This is a genomic window from Pseudocolwellia antarctica (assembly GCF_049933045.1).
Classification (GTDB): domain Bacteria; phylum Pseudomonadota; class Gammaproteobacteria; order Enterobacterales; family Alteromonadaceae; genus Pseudocolwellia.
In genome coordinates, this window is sequence record NZ_CP187926.1 from 2,223,635 (window position 1) to 2,243,303 (window position 19,669).

General features: G+C 34.3%; 14 protein-coding genes and 1 pseudogene. 5 read left to right on the plus strand and 10 right to left on the minus strand.

All coding sequences use genetic code 11. From position 1 onward, the window contains the following. Window positions 1-113: 113 nt before the first annotated feature. From ACPUVN_RS09610 to ACPUVN_RS09640, 7 genes and pseudogenes are all read right to left on the minus strand, one after another. Window positions 114-2,219, minus strand: a complete 2,106-nt coding sequence (locus ACPUVN_RS09610) for a spermidine synthase (RefSeq protein ID WP_426370528.1) — start codon at window positions 2,217-2,219, stop codon at window positions 114-116. Between the two features lie 357 nt (window positions 2,220-2,576). Continuing rightward, a pseudogene (locus ACPUVN_RS09615) lies at window positions 2,577-3,044 on the minus strand (DUF1456 family protein); the annotation flags it as partial. 113 nt (window positions 3,045-3,157) lie between these two features. Beyond that, the gene (locus ACPUVN_RS09620) at window positions 3,158-3,952 is read right to left on the minus strand and encodes a hypothetical protein (RefSeq protein WP_426370529.1); all 795 of its coding nucleotides are present in this window, start codon (window positions 3,950-3,952) and stop codon (window positions 3,158-3,160) included. Between the two features lie 2 nt (window positions 3,953-3,954). Further along, window positions 3,955-4,761, minus strand: a complete 807-nt coding sequence (locus ACPUVN_RS09625; RefSeq protein WP_426370530.1) for a hypothetical protein — start codon at window positions 4,759-4,761, stop codon at window positions 3,955-3,957. Window positions 4,762-4,809: 48 nt separating this feature from the next. Next, complete coding sequence (locus tag ACPUVN_RS09630; protein ID WP_426370531.1) at window positions 4,810-5,568, minus strand: hypothetical protein; 759 nt, start codon at window positions 5,566-5,568, stop codon at window positions 4,810-4,812. Beyond that, a complete protein-coding gene (locus ACPUVN_RS09635) occupies window positions 5,565-6,377 on the minus strand; it encodes a hypothetical protein (protein ID WP_426370532.1) in 813 nt (270 codons plus the stop codon). Before ACPUVN_RS09635 ends, ACPUVN_RS09630 begins: the two co-directional genes overlap by 4 nt. Continuing rightward, window positions 6,374-7,561: a hypothetical protein gene (locus tag ACPUVN_RS09640; RefSeq protein ID WP_426370533.1), complete on the minus strand. Its 1,188-nt coding sequence runs from the start codon at window positions 7,559-7,561 to the stop codon at window positions 6,374-6,376. Before ACPUVN_RS09640 ends, ACPUVN_RS09635 begins: the two co-directional genes overlap by 4 nt. A 317-nt stretch (window positions 7,562-7,878) precedes the next feature. Between ACPUVN_RS09640 and mfd the strand changes: the two genes are divergently transcribed. The 3 genes from mfd to ACPUVN_RS09655 all read left to right on the plus strand — a co-directional run bounded on the left by mfd (window position 7,879) and on the right by ACPUVN_RS09655 (window position 13,459). Beyond that, window positions 7,879-11,442 (plus strand): transcription-repair coupling factor, encoded by a 3,564-nt coding sequence (mfd, locus tag ACPUVN_RS09645; protein ID WP_426370534.1) that lies wholly within the window; start codon window positions 7,879-7,881, stop codon window positions 11,440-11,442. Between the two features lie 114 nt (window positions 11,443-11,556). After that, window positions 11,557-13,104: a CsiV family protein gene (locus ACPUVN_RS09650; RefSeq protein WP_426370535.1), complete on the plus strand. Its 1,548-nt coding sequence runs from the start codon at window positions 11,557-11,559 to the stop codon at window positions 13,102-13,104. Between the two features lie 64 nt (window positions 13,105-13,168). Then, entirely contained in the window at window positions 13,169-13,459 is a 291-nt protein-coding gene (locus tag ACPUVN_RS09655; RefSeq protein WP_426356828.1) for a DUF1244 domain-containing protein, read from the plus strand. Between the two features lie 241 nt (window positions 13,460-13,700). On the opposite strand, the gene ACPUVN_RS09660 is transcribed toward ACPUVN_RS09655, so the two are convergent. The 3 genes from ACPUVN_RS09660 to ACPUVN_RS09670 all read right to left on the minus strand — a co-directional run bounded on the left by ACPUVN_RS09660 (window position 13,701) and on the right by ACPUVN_RS09670 (window position 16,111). Beyond that, window positions 13,701-14,009 carry a hypothetical protein gene (locus ACPUVN_RS09660; protein ID WP_426356827.1) on the minus strand — a complete coding sequence of 103 codons (309 nt, stop codon included), beginning with the start codon at window positions 14,007-14,009 and terminating at the stop codon, window positions 13,701-13,703. Between the two features lie 164 nt (window positions 14,010-14,173). Beyond that, the gene (locus ACPUVN_RS09665; RefSeq protein ID WP_426370536.1) at window positions 14,174-14,863 is read right to left on the minus strand and encodes a pseudouridine synthase; all 690 of its coding nucleotides are present in this window, start codon (window positions 14,861-14,863) and stop codon (window positions 14,174-14,176) included. A 102-nt stretch (window positions 14,864-14,965) separates the two neighbouring features. Then, window positions 14,966-16,111: a JmjC domain-containing protein gene (locus ACPUVN_RS09670; protein WP_426356825.1), complete on the minus strand. Its 1,146-nt coding sequence runs from the start codon at window positions 16,109-16,111 to the stop codon at window positions 14,966-14,968. Between the two features lie 162 nt (window positions 16,112-16,273). On the opposite strand from ACPUVN_RS09670, the gene ACPUVN_RS09675 reads away from it, so the two are divergent. After that, window positions 16,274-16,912 (plus strand): LysE family translocator, encoded by a 639-nt coding sequence (locus ACPUVN_RS09675; protein ID WP_426370537.1) that lies wholly within the window; start codon window positions 16,274-16,276, stop codon window positions 16,910-16,912. Window positions 16,913-17,188: 276 nt separating this feature from the next. Next, window positions 17,189-19,537 (plus strand): diguanylate cyclase, encoded by a 2,349-nt coding sequence (locus ACPUVN_RS09680; protein WP_426370538.1) that lies wholly within the window; start codon window positions 17,189-17,191, stop codon window positions 19,535-19,537. The last annotated feature ends 132 nt before the right edge of the window (window positions 19,538-19,669 follow it).

Below are 19,669 nucleotides of genomic sequence, written 5' to 3' on the forward strand. Positions count from 1 at the left end.
ATAATATCTAAAAATATGTTTCCAAGCTATTAGCCTTTTTCTCCTGAATTTCTTACTACTTGTCACTAATCACTAATCACTAATCAAGAATAGCCAATCACCAGATAAAGTAATTACTTAAGCACTGACAATAAATTACTGTAGTTATCAGTCCAAACGAGTTCATTGTCATTAGGCCATTCAGATTGTAAGCGTTTCACTTTAGCATTCCTGATGAATGATTGATTATTCGTTACTATCACCCATTCTGTTTGAGTTACTTCAGTATCTGTTGCTTCAGTTTTAAAATACAAAGCTGAGTAATCACGATTTACCGCTAAACCTTTCACTAAAGCCGTTAAATCTAAATGGCTATTAGACACATGAATCGCCAACACTCCACTCGTTTTCAGATGTAAAAAATACAAATCAAAAGCTTCAACCGTTAACAAATGTGCAGGAACAGAATCGCCAGAAAAAGCGTCAACCACTAACACATCAAAAGCATTAGCATCACCATTATCTAACTCTTTTTGCAAAGTAACTCTACCATCGCCAATGATCACTTCTACATTCGCTTTGCTGTTATCAATATAAGTAAAATACTGTCGCGCCATGCGTTCAACATTAGGGTTTAGCTCATAAAAGGTATAACTATCACCTCTACGACCATAAGTTGCTAACGTTCCAGCACCTAAACCTATCAAACCAACATTCATTTGTGGAGTTAAAAACAGATGCTGAAGCGCTAAAGCCACACCTGAATCTTTTCGATAATAACTCATGGGGAGATTGGCAAGTTTCTCATCTGTAGATTGAGTACCATGAGAAGTTGTTCCATCAATTAAGCGTCGCTCTATAACACCATTAACATCAACATCCTTAACACTTAAAATACCGTAAAAATTGCGACTAAGCTCCACCGCATTTTCTTTAAACTGTTGATTAATAGAAACAAAACCTACCACGAGCATTACAGAAAAAACGCCACAAGAACTGGCGATTAGAGAAGGCGACTTATTATTATCTTTAACCGCAGAGTTTCTCAGTAAATAAGTACAACTCCCTAATAAAACAAATACAGCGACTAAAGCGATTGGAAATTCTAAAAATTGAGTAAAGTAACGCTGAGCGACAAAAGCAACAAAAGCACTACCTAAAAAACCACCTAACGACATATTCAAATAAAATAACGTTAGTCTATCGGTTGATGGTTTTAACTTAACAAGTTCTCCATGACAGATCATGCAAGCAGACAACAAGATGCCTGAATAGATAAATACTTGAGAGAAAATATCGAACTGAGAACCAATAAAAAACATTAATAAACCAGCAAACGAGCTTAATACAAATAGTACATACCAATACCAACGTACGTACCATTTAGGGCTATAAAAGCTGATAATAAAAGTGAGTAAATATAAACTGAGTGGCAATATCCATAAAAAAGGCACAGGTGGAATATTCTGTGTCATCGCATTAGTTATTGAAACCAACAACACCACACCAATCGCTGATAATGCTAACCATAATAACCAATCAAGTTTAAAGCAGAGAATAGGGTTACTATGAGTGGAAGAAAGATGATTTACAGTAACTTCTTTTGTTGTGATTTTTTCTGAAGATTCGTTACTTAGCTCCTTAGACGAAGCAGAAACCAACTTAAATAACTGCACACAAAACACAATAAGTAAGCCGACTAAAACAATATAACCTGCCGACCAATACGTTAACTGATTAGGTAATGATAATAAGGGCTCAAATATAAAAGGATAACTAACTAACGCTAGCAAAGAGCCTATGTTAGATAAAGAATAAAGCTTATAAGGTGTAAAATCAGGCTTAGATGCATAAACATAACTCAACCATTTTTGTACTAAGGGCCCAGTTGAAGATAATAAAAAATAAGGTGCTCCAATAGATAATACTAAAAGCTTTAAAATATCTGATAACGGTGCTGATTGATCAAACTCAGTAAGCTCTTTTAAACCTATCGGCATAAACAGTAAGCTAGCTAACAGTGCAACTGAATGGATAGATACCTGAGTCGTTAAACTTTTACATTTTGATAATATATGGGCATACAAATAACCAAGCAGTAAAAAAGCTTGAAAAAACAATAAACAAGCAGTCCAAATAGCAGCACCACCACCAAATAATGGCAATATTAATTTAGCAATTAAAGGCTGAACTTGAAAAAGTAAAAAGGCACTTAAAAATATAATGAATAGATACAACATGATGTAAGCTTCTGATGTTTATGATTTTAGAATTGTATAAGTGAAGAATTAAAAAAGCCCAATATTCATCGGGCTATTAAAGAAAAACTTACAAAGAAATTACTCGCCCCAAATATCTTTCGGTTTAAGTTTTAACACTTTACGTTCTGGCTCAGCTTTTTCAGTCGTTTTGGCTTTAGGGTTAACATACAATTTACTCGCATTAGGTTTAGCCTCCTTGTAATATTCGTCCCTATTTTCAATAGATTTATCCTGAGCATTATCTGACGTTCTATCGGCTCTTTTAGTCCAAGTTTTTGCTTTGTTATCCGTGCGAGTTACTTCGTTATCTGCCGTATCTTGTTGCTTAGTAAACTTTTCAGGACGAGCTACATGATATTTATTATCTAAACCTCTAATAAAGTTACGTAAGAATTGATCTTTACATACTTTATAATGCTTGTGATCAGCCTTTCTGAAAAAAGCACCAAGTTCAGATTTACTAAAATTAAACTCTTCAGCTTTTACAATTTCAAGTATATCTTCAGCTTTTAAGTTAAGAGCAATTTTTAACTTAGTTAAAATAATATTATTGGTAATTCTTTTTTCAGGTTGTGGTTGAGGACCCTCTTTTTTACCACGCTTTTCATTAATCAAACCATTTAAAAAAGTCGCTAATGTAACGTCCGGACAATTAATATAAGCGGGATCTTCTTCCTTCTTTAACCAATTGCTTACTTCTTCACGGGTAACCGTACTTTCAGCTAGAGCAAAAATGTTAATCATTTTTTGGTCGTTAAAATTAAACGTGTATCTAAGGCGACGTAAAATATCGTTATTGGTCAAAGGAGTATCCTAAAAAATAAATCAAATAATTGTCCTTAAAAATATAAGGTACATACTGAAAATTGCAAAAAAGTTATTTTATCAGAATTTAAAACAGATAACTCTTAATTGATTTATTTAAGATCTTGAGAGTTAGTGTTTTTACTAGCTTGTACAGCAACAATATCGGTTAAACGAATAGACTTCATAATACGCTCTTGTAACTCTAAAGCATATTTCTCCCATCGTTTAAATTTTTTAGGTCTCTTCTGAATAATATAATTAAATCTAACTTCTAAAAAGGTATCTTCATTCAAAGGTAAACAATAAAAGTCTTTTCTTTCGAAACTTGTATCTCTAATTTCTTGATAAAAAACCCATTCAATATTATTAATACTTTTCATCATTGCAGCAGGAATTGAAGGGTGCCCCCAAACATGTATTCGAGCCATTGTTTCAACCTCTAAATGTTCAGGTGAAACATCGGGTAATTGCTCTTGGATTAATTGTCGTAATTGAGTATTTGATCCTTTAAGTCCATTATAAAAATCATCATAAGCTTGAACAACATATTGAGATAAAGCTTGTTTATCTAGTACATTTATACAATCGGTTTTTTTTAAACGTATAGAACATCTTAACGTCCCGTATACACGATAAAATAATAAACTCCAGAATGACCGAAAGTTCCAACCATCAGTTATTATTGCAATAAATTTATGTTGTTCTTCAACTCTAGCGCTGTCCTCAAACCATTCAATTGACTGATACGGGTAATGTAAATCTCTATCACTGAAGCTTATAGGATAGTCACAAGGTAAAACAACTTCAAGCATTTCAGAATCTAAAGTAAACTGGTAGGTAGCATCATTTTTATAGTCAACACCACCTAAAAATCCACGCCAAATACCTTTTAGTAGTTTTATCACTTCTAATCCTTTGCTGTATTATCAACAAGTAAGTTATCTTGATCTAAAGGAATGGGTGCTAAACTAATAGACTCCATAATTAGCTCTTGTGAAGCTAATGCATGTTTTTCCCACTTTTTAAATTTATCTGATCTATCAACTCGATAATTAAATTTAACTTCTAAAAAACTGTTCTCACTCAAGGGTAAACAATAATAATCGTATCGTGATAAGCGATTACTACGTACCTCTTGATAAAATATCCAATCATTTTGATTAAACTTAATCATCTGGGCTGCAGGAATAAGAGGCTTTCCTCTATTCTCAATCCAACCATCAATTTCTTCTTGAAGTTTTTCTGGTGTCCAAGGTGTGGCTTTTTTACTTGACTGTTCCGTTATCTCCTGACGAATTTTTGTATTTTTACCATTTAGTCCATTATGAAAATCGTTATAAGCTTTTATTACAAATACAGCTAATGCTTGCTTATCGAGTACATTAATTTTATCGGTCTGTTTAATACGTAACTGACAACTCAGCATGCCATATTCAGAGCTAGGAGTAATACTTATAGTAGGTACATACATCCAATTTTCAGTAATAAGCCGAACAAACTCATGTTGTTCATATACTTTTTTATTTTGTTCAAACCAACTCTTTGATGAGTGAGGAAAGTGAACATCAACAGTACTAGAAGCGGCTGCAACATTACTATCAGGTAAAGTAACGCTTAATTGTTCATCTTTTAAGTTAAATTTATGAGTAATGCTAAGCTTAAACTCAGGTCCCCCAACAAAGCCACGCCAAAAGTCTTTTATTAGTTGTATCATTAACTTTTACACTGAGTTATGAATAGTCGATTTGTCATTAATGAGTTATTATTTATTCGGTGGAATATCGATTAAACGAATAGACTTCATAATACGCTCTTGTAGCTCTAAAGCATATTTCTCCCACCCTTTAAATTTTTCGGGTCTCTTCTGAACAGTATAATCAAATTGAAATTCTAAAAAGGTATCTTCATTCAAAGGTAAACAATAAAAATCTTTTCTTGCAAAGCTTGTATCTCTAATTTCTTGATAAAAAACCCATTCAATATTATTAATACTTTTCATCGTTGCAGCAGGGATTGAAGGATGACCCCAAACCTGTATTCGAGCCATAGTTTCTACTTCTAAATGTTCAGGTGAAACATCAGGTAATTGTTCTTGGGTTGATTGTCGTAATTGAGTATTTGATCCTTCAGGTCCATTATAAAAATCATCATAAGCTTGAATAACATATTGAGATAAAGCTTGTTTATCTAATACATTTATAGAATTAACTCTTTTTAAACGAATCAAGCAAAGTATTGAACCATATACATTATAATAAAATAACCCTCTTAACGGACAAAAACTCCATCCATCTCCCATTAATTGAAAATATTCATGTTGATTTTCAATCTTAAAATTTTCCTCTACCCATTGTTTTGATTTATAGGGGTAGGTTAAATCCACATGTTCATATTTAACAGGTTCACTTGGCAATACCACTTCGAGTTTCTGATTCTCTAACGTGAATTGGTAATGAGTATTGTTAATATAATCAGGCCCACCAAAAAATCCACGCCAAAAACCTTTAAGTAGTTTTATCACGCTTTATCCTTTGTCACATTATCAACAAGTAAATTATTTTTCTCATCCAGAATAGGTGTTAAACGAATAGATTCCATAATCTGTTGTTGAGACGCTAGAGCTGCTTTCGACCACTTTTTGTGTTTATCAGATCTATCGACACTATGATCAAACTTAACTTCTAAAAAACTACTTTCATTTAACGGTAAACAATAATAATCATTTCTTGATAAACTATTACTGCGTACTTCTTGATAAAATACCCAATCATTCTGATTAAACTTAATCATTTGAGCTGGAGGGATGGGAGGTTTCCCTCTATTTTCAATCCAGCCAGTAATTTCTTCTTCTAACTCTTCGGCTGTAAAAGGTACAGCCATTTTACTCGATTGCTCAGTGATCTCTTTACGAATTTTTGTATTTTTACCATCTGATCCATTATGAAAATCATTATAAGCTTGTATTACAAATACAGCTAATGCTTGCTTATCGAATACATTAATTTTATCAGTCTGTTTAATACGTAATTGACAACTTAACATGCCAAATTCATCGCCTGGGATAATGCTAATAACGGGTACATACATCCAAGCACTGGTAACAATCCGAACAAATGTATGTTGTTCATACATCTTTTTATTCTCATCAAACCAACAAGCTGACGTATACGGAAAACTGATATCTATTTTGTTTGGAACAACAGCAAGGTTAGTATTAGGTAAGGTTACTGTTAATTGCTTATCCTCTAAAATAAACTTATGGTTAACCGCTTGATCAAAACTAGGACCACCTACAAAACCACGCCAATAACCTTTGATGAGTTGTATCATATTCGACTGTCACCTATTGGTAGAGTATTCATAAATTTTCTCACTTTAGTTGCCGCAGGCACATTACCCAATAATTGTAATTGGTCAGCGTAAGTTCTTAATCCTAAAAAAGGTAATGTATGTGGGCTAACGCCTGGGTCTGCTACAAGATATATCCCAAACTTTAGCGAACGAGCCAAGCTGCTTGCTGACAGGTCATTAGCACCAAATACATTCGGCACCATATCATAGGGGTTATTGCGAACAGAGTTAATAGTTATACCTAATTTACCTGCTACTTCAATAAAGTTATTTACATTAGCCCCTGAACCATGAATTGCTACTTCTTGCGTAGTTAAACTTTTACCGTAATGGATACGATAATGCTGTAATGCTGCATAGAATATAATAGCCCCTTGGCTATGTACTACCCATTTAACTTTTTTACCTTGTTGATGATTCTGTGCCAATATAGCCGCTAAATGTTGAGCATTATGAGATTTATTGCCTTGGCGTTTATCAAAAGCACACTCTGCAACATCTAAGAGAGCTTTATCTGTAGGGTTATGAAATAAAGTATAAGCTTTTATTTTATCACTTTGATAAGCCGTATCTAAATGTGTGCCCATCAACCACGCAGCTTTATCTAACTCGTTCAACATACCGTTAACAGCTGCATGAGATGTTTTTACTTGTGTTGTAGGTATTGGAGCTCTTTCCCATGCGCCTTTTAATTCTTCAATGCCATCCAAGTCCTTAGCTTTATCATAAGTAGCTGACGTTATCCTATCGACTTCATATAGCATGGTTCGTTCTGCTGAGAACTTATCTTTTGGTCCGGTCAATTTTTTATCAAATAAGATATCTGTAATATTGATTGTATTTAAATCTAAGTCGTATCTGACCAAATAATGATAATTTTTAAACGGGTATTGTGTTCGCCAAAGTCGCTTTAACGGATTGCGACTGTGCTTTAATGAGTTTTTTGCATTAGGGTGGGCACAAATATGTTTAATTTCTTTTTCTACCATTTGTTGGTCAAAATCGTTTAACTGCGAAAGCATAGCTAATGCTTGGCAAGTAAAGTTAACTTTATGAAATGGGAAAGTTTGGCTTAATGAAACACCATATTGTTTACAAGAATGGCTATCTACAGTAATAAGTGAGTGTGCGTTTATATGTGTGTCGAGTTTTGCCCAAGACATACTTAATTCCTTTTAAGTTAATTGTAGGAAGCTAGGGTATTATTAAACCTTTTTTATGTAAAGGACCTACTCAAATTTTTACCCTTTTTTACCTTAAATAATACGTTAACTTAAAACTTACCTTAAATACTTAGTAGCCTATAAACTTTTTAATCATTCTCATGGTAATATAACGCTGATTTTTCAAAATTTTAGTTTATATTTAATAGACTGAAGAGCGAATAAAATACGTCTACTTTTCATTTCGGTTAATTTTAATGATCGCTTAGCCGAAGCCATACGTAATAATATAAAGACAACAAATTTATAGAGATGTTATGAGTAAGAATACAAGCCTTTTCAATCCTGTATTAGCGAAAAGAAAAGGGAAAAATGCAGATAAAAAAACATGGACGAACTTACAAGGCAGTAGCTCAAGTTTAGCGATATATCATGGTGCATGTAATGCCGACTCGCCTGTTTTGTTACTGACTCATGACACGCCATCTGCCATAAGAATTGAGCACGAACTTAAAAGCTTAAATAGCAGTAATGCCTTATCAATTTGCTTATTTCCTGATTGGGAAACATTACCTTACGATACTTTTTCACCGCATCAAGACATTATTTCGCAACGCCTTGCAACTTTATATCAATTGTCTCGAATGAAAAAAGGCGTAGTGATTGTTCCAGTTTGTACTTTACTGCAACGTATTTCACCTAAGAAGTATCTTGAACAAAACAGTTTAATCATCAAAAAAGGTGATAGAAAAGATCTTACTCAGTTAAAACGAGAACTGGAAGCGAGCGGTTACCGTGCTGTAGATCAAGTAATGGAACATGGTGAATTTAGTGCACGTGGCGCAATTATCGATCTATTTCCTATGGGCAGTAAAACACCATTCAGATTAGATTTTTTTGACGATGAAATTGACGAAATTCGTTTATTCGATCCTGAAACTCAACGTTCGAGTGACAAAATTGCAGGCATAGATTTATTACCTGCCCATGAATTTCCAACAGATGAAAACGGTATTAATTTATTTAGAAGTCAATACCGTGAAATGTTCACAGGTAATATTCCTAAAGAGTCTGTGTATCATCAAGTCAGCAATGGCATTTTACCCGCTGGTATCGAATATTATTTACCACTATTTTTTGATGAAACTAATACCTTGTGTGACTACTTACCCGAGAATACTTTAGTCATTATTTCGGGTGATATTGATAAAGCACAAGCTGGATTCTGGACAGATGCCACCTTTAGATATGAAGATCGAAAATATGATACTTCTCGCCCGTTAGTCGCCCCTGATAAATTATTTTTAAATAGTGAAGAGCTTTACACCGAGTTAAAACCTTACGATAGAATTGTTTTACAAGCGAACCGTGCAACTAAAACAGCAGAAAACCCTCAATTAAACATAGAATTAACTGCTACACTTGAAAGTAACCTTGATGAAGAACCTAGCACTAAAGCAGGCACAATTCATTTCGATGTAAAATCGTTACCTGATCTCACCGTAGACCATAAATTAAAACAACCATTTGAGTTATTAACTCGATTCATGAAAGACAAAGAATCGCCAGGTAAAATACTCTTTGTTGCTGAGAGCCAAGGTCGACGTGAAAGTGTTTTAGAACTGCTTAAACGCGACAATATAAAACCTAAAACCTTTAATGATATCGACAGTTTTGTTGAAAGTGATGACGTTATAGGTATTACCGTAAACGCCCTCACCCATGGTTTTATCTTTCAAAGTAAAGGCGTGGCTAAAAAGAATGCTATCGCTTTAATTACTGAATCAGAATTACTCGGTGATAGAGTCCAACAAACTCGTCGTCGCAATAAACAAAAAGATATTCAAGCTGACGCATTATTTAAAAACCTCGCTGAATTATCTATCGGTCAACCGGTTATGCATATTGACCATGGTATTGGACGTTATTCAGGATTAGAAACATTAGAAACTGGCGGCATGACCACTGAATTTTTAATGTTAAGTTATGCTAACGATGCAAAACTTTACGTGCCCGTTGCTTCATTACATTTGATTAGCCGTTATTCAGGCACAGATGCTGAACATGCACCTTTACATAAGTTAGGTACAGATAGCTGGAGTAAAGCGAAGAAAAAAGCCGTTGAAAAAGTTAAAGATGTAGCGGCAGAACTATTAGATATTTACGCCAAACGCGCTAACAATCATGGTTATACTTTTAAACGAGACAAGCAAGAATATCGTGCCTTTGCTGACAGTTTTGGTTTTGAAGAAACGCATGACCAAGAACAAGCTATTAATGCAGTGATCAGTGATATGTTGTCATCTAAAACCATGGATCGTCTAGTTTGTGGTGATGTTGGTTTTGGTAAAACAGAAGTAGCAATGCGTGCGGCATTTATTGCGGTTAACGATGGTAAACAAACCGCCATTCTTGTACCTACTACTCTACTTGCTCAGCAGCATTATGAAAACTTCAGAGATCGCTTCGCCAACTGGCCTATTTCAATCGAAGTATTATCGCGCTTTAAAACCACTAAAGAGCAAAATGCAGTTATCGCCAAAGTAGAATCTGGCGAAATAGATATTTTAATCGGTACTCATAAGCTTTTACAAAACAGTATTAAATATAAAGATTTAGGTTTATTAATTGTTGATGAAGAACATCGCTTTGGTGTTAAACAAAAAGAAAAAATTAAACAGCTAAGAAGTAATGTTGATATTTTAACACTAACAGCCACACCTATTCCAAGAACGTTAAATATGGCGATGGGCGGCATGCGTGATTTATCTATTATTGCTACACCACCAGCAAAACGTTTAGCAGTAAAAACTTTTGTGAGACAAAGAGACGACGCTCTTATTCGTGAATCAATACTGCGTGAAATTGTGCGTGGTGGGCAAGTTTACTTTTTACATAACAATGTAGACACTATAGAAAAAACAGCAGCTGACATTCAAACCTTAGTGCCTGAAGCTCGCATTATTGTCGCCCATGGACAAATGCGTGAAAGAGAGCTTGAACGTGTAATGAGCGACTTTTATCATCAACGTTACAATGTCCTTTTATGTACTACTATTATTGAAACGGGTATTGATGTACCGAGTGCAAATACTATTATTATGGACCGAGCTGACCGTTTAGGTTTAGCGCAATTGCATCAGCTTCGTGGTCGTGTAGGTCGTTCTCATCATCAAGCCTATGCTTACTTACTTACCCCTCACGTAAAAGCCATGACCAAAGATGCTAAAAAGCGTTTAGACGCAATCGCATCACTTGAAGATTTGGGTGCAGGTTTTACACTCGCCACACACGATTTAGAAATACGTGGTGCGGGGGAATTGTTAGGTGAAGATCAAAGTGGTTCTATGAGTCAAATTGGTTTTAGTTTATATATGGAAATGCTCGACCAAGCAGTTGCTGCACTTAAAGATGGTAAAGAATTATCACTCGACCAAGTGATGCGAAGCCAAACAGAAATTGAACTACGAGTTCCAGCTTTACTGCCTGATGATTATATATTTGATATTAGCTTAAGATTGAGTATTTATAAACGTATTGCCAGTTGCAAAAACAAGCAAGAGCTAGACGAGATACAGGTAGAGCTTATCGACCGTTTCGGTTTATTACCTCAGCCTGCGAAAAACTTAGTTCATATTGCTAAATTGCGCCTAAAAGCACAAAAAATAGGAATATCTCGTATTGAAGCAAGCAACACCAGTGGTTCAATCGAATTTAGTGACGATACGAAAGTTGATCCAATGCAAATTATTAAACTCATTCAACAAAAACAAACAATGTACAAAATGGAAGGCGCAAATAAACTGAGATTTATTCAAAAAACTGAAGACAGCAAGTCTCGATTTATTTTAATCGCTTCAGTACTAAATGAATTAACTTAGCGAAGTAATATCTATTTGTTAATTAAATGTAAATTTATTAGTAACTATTTACCGTTAAAATTTGGTATTATTGAGCAATAAGTTACTCGAAATATAGAAATTAAAGGAAAAAAATTGATCAGGAACTTACTAAAGAAAACCAGTTTCATTGCCTTGTTCCCTGCAATTACATTGTCTTTAAATGTTAATGCAGCAAGAAATTATGAAAATACATGGTTTGAAATTGAAGTAATATTATTCAGCCAGATTGACGATAAAAGTCGTCTGCAAGAAGCCTTTCCTGAATCCAGTGAATTACCTAAACCCATCTCAGTTATTGACCTTTTAGGTCCATATTTAGCTTCTGACATTTCAACATTAAAAAATAGATTGCCGACTTGTGAAGGTTTTATCAATACTCCTGCCTCACCTTTCATAACAAGTAACTTTACTATTCAATCTTCAAACTATGAAGAAAAAGTAATCCAAGCTAAAGATCATAACTTTAACCTTTTTGATAACTCAGAACTTACTCTCTTTTCTAACGCTGAGTTAGGCGCAGGCTTAGTTGGTTTGACTGAAAACTCAATAGGCAGACAAGAAGTTTATTCATCTACATTTATTTCTAATAGCTATCAAAATAATGAAAATAACACGGCTATTGATGCTGAATTGGTTCAAGCTATAGAAAGTAGTTACCAACATAATCAGCCGTTAACTCAAGTAAATATTCCACAAGAATTGTGTAAAATTCCAGAAGCCTTTTTTGTTGAGTATAAAAAAGAAAACCCAAACTTTTATTACAACGGAACCGAGCCAAATAATATTCCAGAGTTAATAACAGGTGAAGAAGACTTAACGACAGATCATCCTTACTTGATCAGTGAAGAATCTTTACAACTTCAAGATATTTTTCAACAGCTAAAGCGTAGTCGAAACTTCAGACCTTTATTACATATGGGATGGCGCCAAATAACAAAAGGCCCAAAAGACGCAATACCTCTTAAATTATATGCAGGTGAGAATCTTATACAGCCCTATAATCAAGCGCTAAGTAACTACAAGCGTGCGAACCTAAATGCATTAGCTATTCAACAAAATAATCAATTATTTACTGAACAAGGTGCTTACAGCTCATTAAATGATATTAATAATATTTCTTCAAACACAACAATAAACATTAATAGCCAAATACAAGAAGAAGCGCTTCAAGAGCAAATTGCCAACATATTAAAACAAGCTAAAAACACACAGCCAGATATAAAAAGCGTATTAGCTGAGCTAAGTTCTGATCCTAATGATTTAGTTAACCCAGTAACAAACTCCCTTGTAACAGGTGATGAGCTAACTTCTGAGCAGCAACTTATAGAACCACAAAAACCTTCGCAAGATTGGACAATAGAAGGTTTATTAAAAGTTGAAGTAGAACATTTTCTGCATATAACAGCTGACTTCAACGTTATTAATATGTCGCTTGCAGAACAGGCAACTAATCAACTTATTACAAAACAGCCAGTTAAATTAAAATCTATTCGCCTTGAACAAAACAAACGTGTACGCAGTAAAGAAATACACTATTTTGATCATCCGTACATGGGGATGATCATTCAAATAAGACGACATGATCAGATAGCGCCAGTTGAAGAGTCAGAAGACGAACAACTTATAGAGTCATTAGATTAATAAACAATTACGGTGTAGTTAGAATAGCCTTAAACGCACTAAAACAAATAAAGAGTAATAAGTCATGGATAAAGAAATAGAAATTCAAGCAGCAGTATTTAGACGTTTTCTTGCACATTTAGACAGTCGTAAAGATGTACAAAATATTGATTTAATGAACTTAGCTGATTTTTGTAGAAACTGTTTATCTAAATGGACAGTTTCAGAAGCTGAAAAGTTAGGTGTGGAAGTCGATATTGAAACTGCACGCCAGCAAGTATATGGAATGCCGTATTCTGAATGGAAAGAGAAACATCAACTGCCAGCAACACCTGAACAGTTAGCTAAATTTAATGAGTTAAATCCTAAAAAGTAAACTCGGAAAACTCCTATATAAAATTTAAATACGCGCTTAAATCTTATTAGTATTAAGCGCTATTCTGTAAAATTATATCACTACAAACTACTCAATACAGCTTACAAACATATAACTAATAGCTATATGTTCATAGTTATAAAACACTGACTAGTTTATTTTTACCTATAAAATCTACAGTTTAAAAGTCTCCTAAAAACTACACAATTCAATATCAGAAAGGCATTAAATACTAAAATGGTTAAATGGTAATTGATATTTTATTTTCAGATCTTCTACGATCTTTAATATCTCTAGACTCTAACCAGCGACCACGTTTAGCCACCTGTTTTCTACGGTCATTAGTAGAGCGTCTATCTTTCTCAACCCAGTTAGATCTTTTCTCAACCAGCTTAGCTTTATTTTCATCAACATCATCTTCGTCAGAAGCATCAACCTTTTTCGGCAAAGCCTCTTTCTTATAATGTTCATTCTTTTGTTTTTTATTGTTCCCTGTACTTTCAGCTTTGGGAACAAGCGCTGCTGCTAATAGCTCTGGAAGAACATCCATGACAACCAACCTCTAAATAATTTATATTAACTTTTGATAGGATATTTACTTATATCGGCAGAGAACAGTAGAGGTTTAGTTATTTCGGTCTTCTATTTGAGTCAATTTATAACTTTAAATATAACTATAGAAATAACCAGCTAATAAGTATTTAACCAGCTTAATTATTTAAAAAAATCAACTTCACCTTCTGTTAAATAACGCCATTCACCCAAAGGTAAATCAGCCAATTCAACAATACCAATACTCTCGCGGTGTAAGCCAACCACTTTATTACCTATAGCGGCAAACATACGTTTTACTTGGTGGTATTTCCCTTCAGTAATCGTTAATAGCACTTCTTGCTCTTCAATAATCTCAAGTATGCCTGGTTTGGTTAAACCGTCTTCGCCTTGAAGCTGAACACCAACTTTGAACCTTTCAATCGCTGATTTATCAATAGGGTTACGTAACCACACACGATACGTTTTAGGGCATTCTTTATTAGGGGAAATAATATTATGCGACCATCGACCATCATCTGTAACTATCACTAAACCCGTGGTATCTGCATCTAATCGCCCTGCTATGTGTAAATCAAAGGCTTTATCTACTTCAACATAATTGAGTATAGAAGGATAAACCTCATCAATATTCGAGCAAATAGTATCTAATGGTTTATGTACCATAATATAGCGAGAGGTTCGTGGAGTTAGAATTTGTCCATCAATATCAACGGTATTATTCTCATGAACTTGTGTAGCTGCATTTTTAACAACTTCACCGTTTACCTTTACATCACCAATTTTAAGTACTTTTTTAGCTTCATTTCGGGTTAATTCAGTACTTTTACAAATAAACTTATCTATACGCATAACATAACTCTAACAATAACCTTTACTATTAACTTGGGTATTCATTTTCATAAATGGTTGAGATTAGCTTATTGAAATTCTTTTAAGATAATCTCACTTTATTTATTCTGAAAAATACCAATAACCTAAATCTAATTGTGCTTTAACAAAGCCAATAAATGCTGAGTTATCTTTCCATTGTGCTAAATCTTCTGCCTCGACACATACGTTATCGCACATTAATTTAACAACAGGTGTAATACTTGAATCGAAATCAACTTGGCTGCCATTAATGTAACAAATGCCTTGCTCTACTGTGTCGGTAAAGTAAAAAGCACGTAATCCACCTAAGCGTAATATACTTGTTTGCGACAATATGTCTGAAATGTCTTCATCTGAGAACGGCTCTTCATTAGGCACAAGATCCATTTCATGTTTAGCTTGCGACATATAGCTGCCCGTAAAATCTCTAAAAGCATCATCGTTATCAAGAATTTGTTGGAGTTGATTTTTAATCAATTGATAATCTTTATTATCAATAGCTCCGCTGTTATTCGTCGCTTCACGATTAGGATCTTGAATTAATTCATTGCCTTGATCGTTATCAATTAAATGATCAGCAAAAGCACTTAACAAACTCACCGTTGAATTTGTTCTAAAACCAACAGAAAAACTCATTGAATTATTTAATGATGAACCTTCATGTGGGAAACCTGGTGGGATATATAAAATATCGCCAGCGTCTAATTCTTCATCAATAATCGCGTCGAAGCTTTCAACATGAAGTAAAGCCGTATGAGCAGAGAATTCTTTATGTTCACCATTATCCCCTACTCTCCAACGTCTGCTTCCAGAACCTTGGCAAATAAAAGTATCGTATTTATCCATGTGAGGACCAACACTACCGCCTGGCGTTGCAAAGCTCGCCATTAAGTCATCTAAACGCCAATGAGGAATAAAGCGAAAAGCTTCTATAATTTTAGCCGCATCTTCCGACCAATTATCTAATGCCTGTATTACCAACGACCAGTTTTCTTCACCTAGATGATCGTAAGACTCAAACGGACCAAAATCAGCTTGCCATTTACCATCAGTATGGTGAATAAGACGCGACTGAACTTGCTCTTCACAAGCAATGCCCGCTAATTCATCAGGTGAGATTGGATCTTCAAAATTTAAGAAACCTTGCTTGATCAATACAGGCTTTTTTTGCCAGTAATCACGTAAGAATTCTTCTTGGGTAAACTGCGTTAAATTTAATTGGAACATAGACTGTTTTGTATTCTGTAATTTATGGTGATGAATTGTGTCCAGTTTATCATGTTAGTCTACTGCTCGTAATCTAACATTCGACAAAATTGCTGACTCAACATAGAATGAGTCTAATTATTTACATCACAGAGACCTGATGTTAAAACAGAGACGAATAAAATGGATTTAATTCAAGGCTTAATTGTCATCACTACCATTCACTTTTTAGCGGCTGCAGCCCCAGGACCCGACTTTGTTTTGGTTTCGCAACAAACGCTAACCCATGGTAAGAAAACAGGCTTACTTTGTAGTATAGGCATCACCTTAGGCTTATCTATTCATCTTATTTATTCAGCACTTGGGTTAGCAGCCATTATTGCCAATTCAAGCTCAGCACTTTGGGCGATTAAAATTATTGGTGGCTGCTATTTAATGTATCTAGGTTATAAAGGACTTACATCCAAAAAAGCCACTAACATTGCTGCTGATGAAACAACTCAAACTATTCCTAAAGAAAAATCAGCACTAAAAAGTATTGGTGCAGGTTTCTTATGTAATGCATTAAACCCTAAAGCCCCTATTTATTTCGTATCATTGTTTACCTTAGTATTATCTCCTGACTTACCTTTATCGCATTTATTAATCTACGGTACGTGGATAATGGCTATTCAATTTATATGGTTTTCAAGTGTCGTATTGTTACTTTCAAGACCCGCTATCAATAAGAAGTTTCAAGCAATGGGACATTGGGTAGACCGAGTCACAGGTGTTGCCATGATAGCTTTGGGCTTAAAAGTGATAACCACTAAGCTTAATTAACATAAGTTAATAAGCTTAATCACTTGGTATAAATAATGAAAATGTTACGGATTTCAATCCCAAAATCAGTTTTATTATTAATATGTTATCCTGCTTGACCATCTGGTTTTACCAGCTATACTTTTTATCAAGTCCTGCGGTTACCCGTAAAACTATAAATATTTTAAACTGCGAAATATGTTGATATACGTTTACTTGCGCACATTACATCGGATGTTACAGACTTATCTTAAAAAGCCTATCAATCCATTATTCCCTCTCATTAAGCTATGCTCAATGAGGCTTTTTTTATGCATTATTTTTACGTTTAGCTTTGGCACAGCCAACTCACAAGAACACTCATCACAAACCTCAAGCAAAGCTTCAAGTAATAAGAAGTTAACCGAAGCTGAGCTTTTAAAAAGAGCAAAGTCTCTTACCCATGCAGACACATTAACAAGCATCAAGTTAGCTAATGAAGCATTACGTCTCTCAAAAAACAATAAGAATCACTCTATTAGTGCTCAATCACATACCTTACTCGCTAAACTAGCTCAACGTTCTAAAGATATAGAGCAGGCATTACACCATTTCTTACAAGCTTCTCTTACTTATAAAAGTACGAATGATAAAAGTAATCAGATAATGTCGTCGATTGATTACATCCAGATATTAATTGATGAAAAACGCTATGAACAAGCGAATATAAATATTGAAGAGTTATTACCTGCCACTCTCGAACATGGGGATAAATTTCCTATCGCATTAACGTTAATCGCTAAGGGTGATGTCCTTTATAAACAAAAAGATTTTGACGACGCTATAGCTCAATACAATCAAGCCACAAAATACCTTTTAGGATACGATAAAGAAGTACAAGACAAGCTTGGTGAAACCTATAAAAAAATAGCGCAATCGTACAAACGTTTAAAAAATAGAAAGCAAACCGCTTACTTTTATAAAAAAACCTTAGATGTATATACCAACCTAGGTAATAAAAAATTAATGGCACGTACCCTAAATACACTTGCTGAAGCAGAGCGTTATTTAGGTAATTTAGTAATAGCACTTGAGTATTCTATTCGTGGCTTAAAAATACACGAACAACTCAATGATCCCATAGGTCGTAATAAATCTTTGATGGGAGCAGGTATAATTTATCGACATATAGGTCGATATGAGAAATCTCTTGAGCATATTTACGAAGCACATTTGTATTATAAAAAAATGCATGATGACAGTGGTATAGCAAAAACATCTAACCAATTAGGATTTATCTACACTCGATTAAAACAATTCACCCAAGCGAGATCTTTTTATCAACTAACAATAGAATTATCAGATAAAAAAGTAGATCTAAATACTCGAGCCTCTGCACTAAGAGAGATTGCCGTTATTGATTTAAACGCGGGTAATTATGACTCAGCGATGATAATGGCAAAACAAGCATACGATGTTTATTTACTCGAAAATGACAAATCAAAAGCGTCACTTACAGCACGTGTTATTGCCAACATTTACCGTGAACAAGAAGATGATGTTAATGCGATAGTATCTTATCGAGAGTCTTTGAAATTAGCGACTGAAATAGGAAGTAAAATATATCAGATAAAATCCCAAACTGCTTTAGCAGGGATTTTAATAGGAATAGACAACGAAGAAGCGATTAGTTTACTACAAAAATCTGTTGCTCAATCAATCGATATTGACGACAAGTCACAAGCGTTATACGCCTACCGAAATTTACTACTCGCTGAAAAGTCACGGGGGAATTTCCTTGAAGCTTTACGTTATGCAGAGGAAGAAATTGCAGTCACTCAAATGATCCAAAATGAAAACAATAACAATAAACTTATTCTTGCTAAAGCCAGCTTACATTCACATAAATTAGAAATTGAGCTAAAATCATTAAGAGAAAAAACAAAGTTCGATCAACTTGAATTAGTTAAAAAGAATAATGAAATAGAAATAACAGAACAAGCACGAACCATTACAGAGTTAGAACTTATAAAAAACAAATATGCGAGTATTGCACTAGCGTTATTATTATCGGTATGTGTATTATTAGTTGGACTTATATATCGTCGATTTATCGCCTCTAACAAACTGAATATAGAACTTGATCTGCTCGCGGCGCGTGATCCTTTAACAAATAGTTATAATCGCCGTATTTTATTTGATCATATGAACAGAGACTTTACTAACCCTGAGTTACTCGAAGAATACTGTATTATTTTAGCTGATATTGATCTGTTCAAAAATGTTAATGATACCTATGGTCATAGTGCGGGTGACTCTGTACTTGTTGGTGTTTCTGATATATTGCAAAGCTGTGTTCGTCAAAACGATATTGTTGCGCGTTTTGGTGGCGAAGAGTTTTGTATTATTTTACATCGAGTCACGAAAGAGCAAGCCCTAGCGCTTGCAGAAACCATGCGTAAGAAAGTAGAAAAAAGCCGTTTTGATGATATAGCCGTAACTTGTAGCTTTGGTGTGTCATCTATAGAGTTTAATGCAAAATCCCCTACCGAATTAATTGACCAAGCTGATCTAGCTCTGTATAAATCTAAATCACTGGGTCGTAACCAGATAACGCTATGGGAACCAAATTTTACTAATAACACCAATATACTAGAGCAAGATTAAATTAACTTATATATTGAATTAACTTATATATTGAATTAAAAGAATGCTACGCTAAATTAACGTCACAATAGTTAATTTCATAACAATTAATATGTTCGACTTCTACCTTCTTCAATATGCATAATGTGTCTA

Excerpts from the sequence above, each read along its gene's own strand:
- ACPUVN_RS09655 (WP_426356828.1), top strand. The coding sequence starts at position 13,169 with ATGGATAAAGAAATAGAAATTCAAGCAGCAGTATTTAGACGTTTTCTT.
- ACPUVN_RS09610 (WP_426370528.1), bottom strand. The coding sequence starts at position 2,219 with ATGTTGTATCTATTCATTATATTTTTAAGTGCCTTTTTACTTTTTCAA.
- ACPUVN_RS09670 (WP_426356825.1), bottom strand. The coding sequence starts at position 16,111 with ATGTTCCAATTAAATTTAACGCAGTTTACCCAAGAAGAATTCTTACGT.
- ACPUVN_RS09625 (WP_426370530.1), bottom strand. The coding sequence starts at position 4,761 with ATGATACAACTAATAAAAGACTTTTGGCGTGGCTTTGTTGGGGGACCT.
- ACPUVN_RS09660 (WP_426356827.1), bottom strand. The coding sequence starts at position 14,009 with ATGGATGTTCTTCCAGAGCTATTAGCAGCAGCGCTTGTTCCCAAAGCT.
- ACPUVN_RS09665 (WP_426370536.1), bottom strand. The coding sequence starts at position 14,863 with ATGCGTATAGATAAGTTTATTTGTAAAAGTACTGAATTAACCCGAAAT.
- mfd (WP_426370534.1), top strand. The coding sequence starts at position 7,879 with ATGAGTAAGAATACAAGCCTTTTCAATCCTGTATTAGCGAAAAGAAAA.
- ACPUVN_RS09640 (WP_426370533.1), bottom strand. The coding sequence starts at position 7,561 with ATGTCTTGGGCAAAACTCGACACACATATAAACGCACACTCACTTATT.
- ACPUVN_RS09680 (WP_426370538.1), top strand. The coding sequence starts at position 17,189 with ATGAGGCTTTTTTTATGCATTATTTTTACGTTTAGCTTTGGCACAGCC.
- ACPUVN_RS09635 (WP_426370532.1), bottom strand. The coding sequence starts at position 6,377 with ATGATACAACTCATCAAAGGTTATTGGCGTGGTTTTGTAGGTGGTCCT.
- ACPUVN_RS09675 (WP_426370537.1), top strand. The coding sequence starts at position 16,274 with ATGGATTTAATTCAAGGCTTAATTGTCATCACTACCATTCACTTTTTA.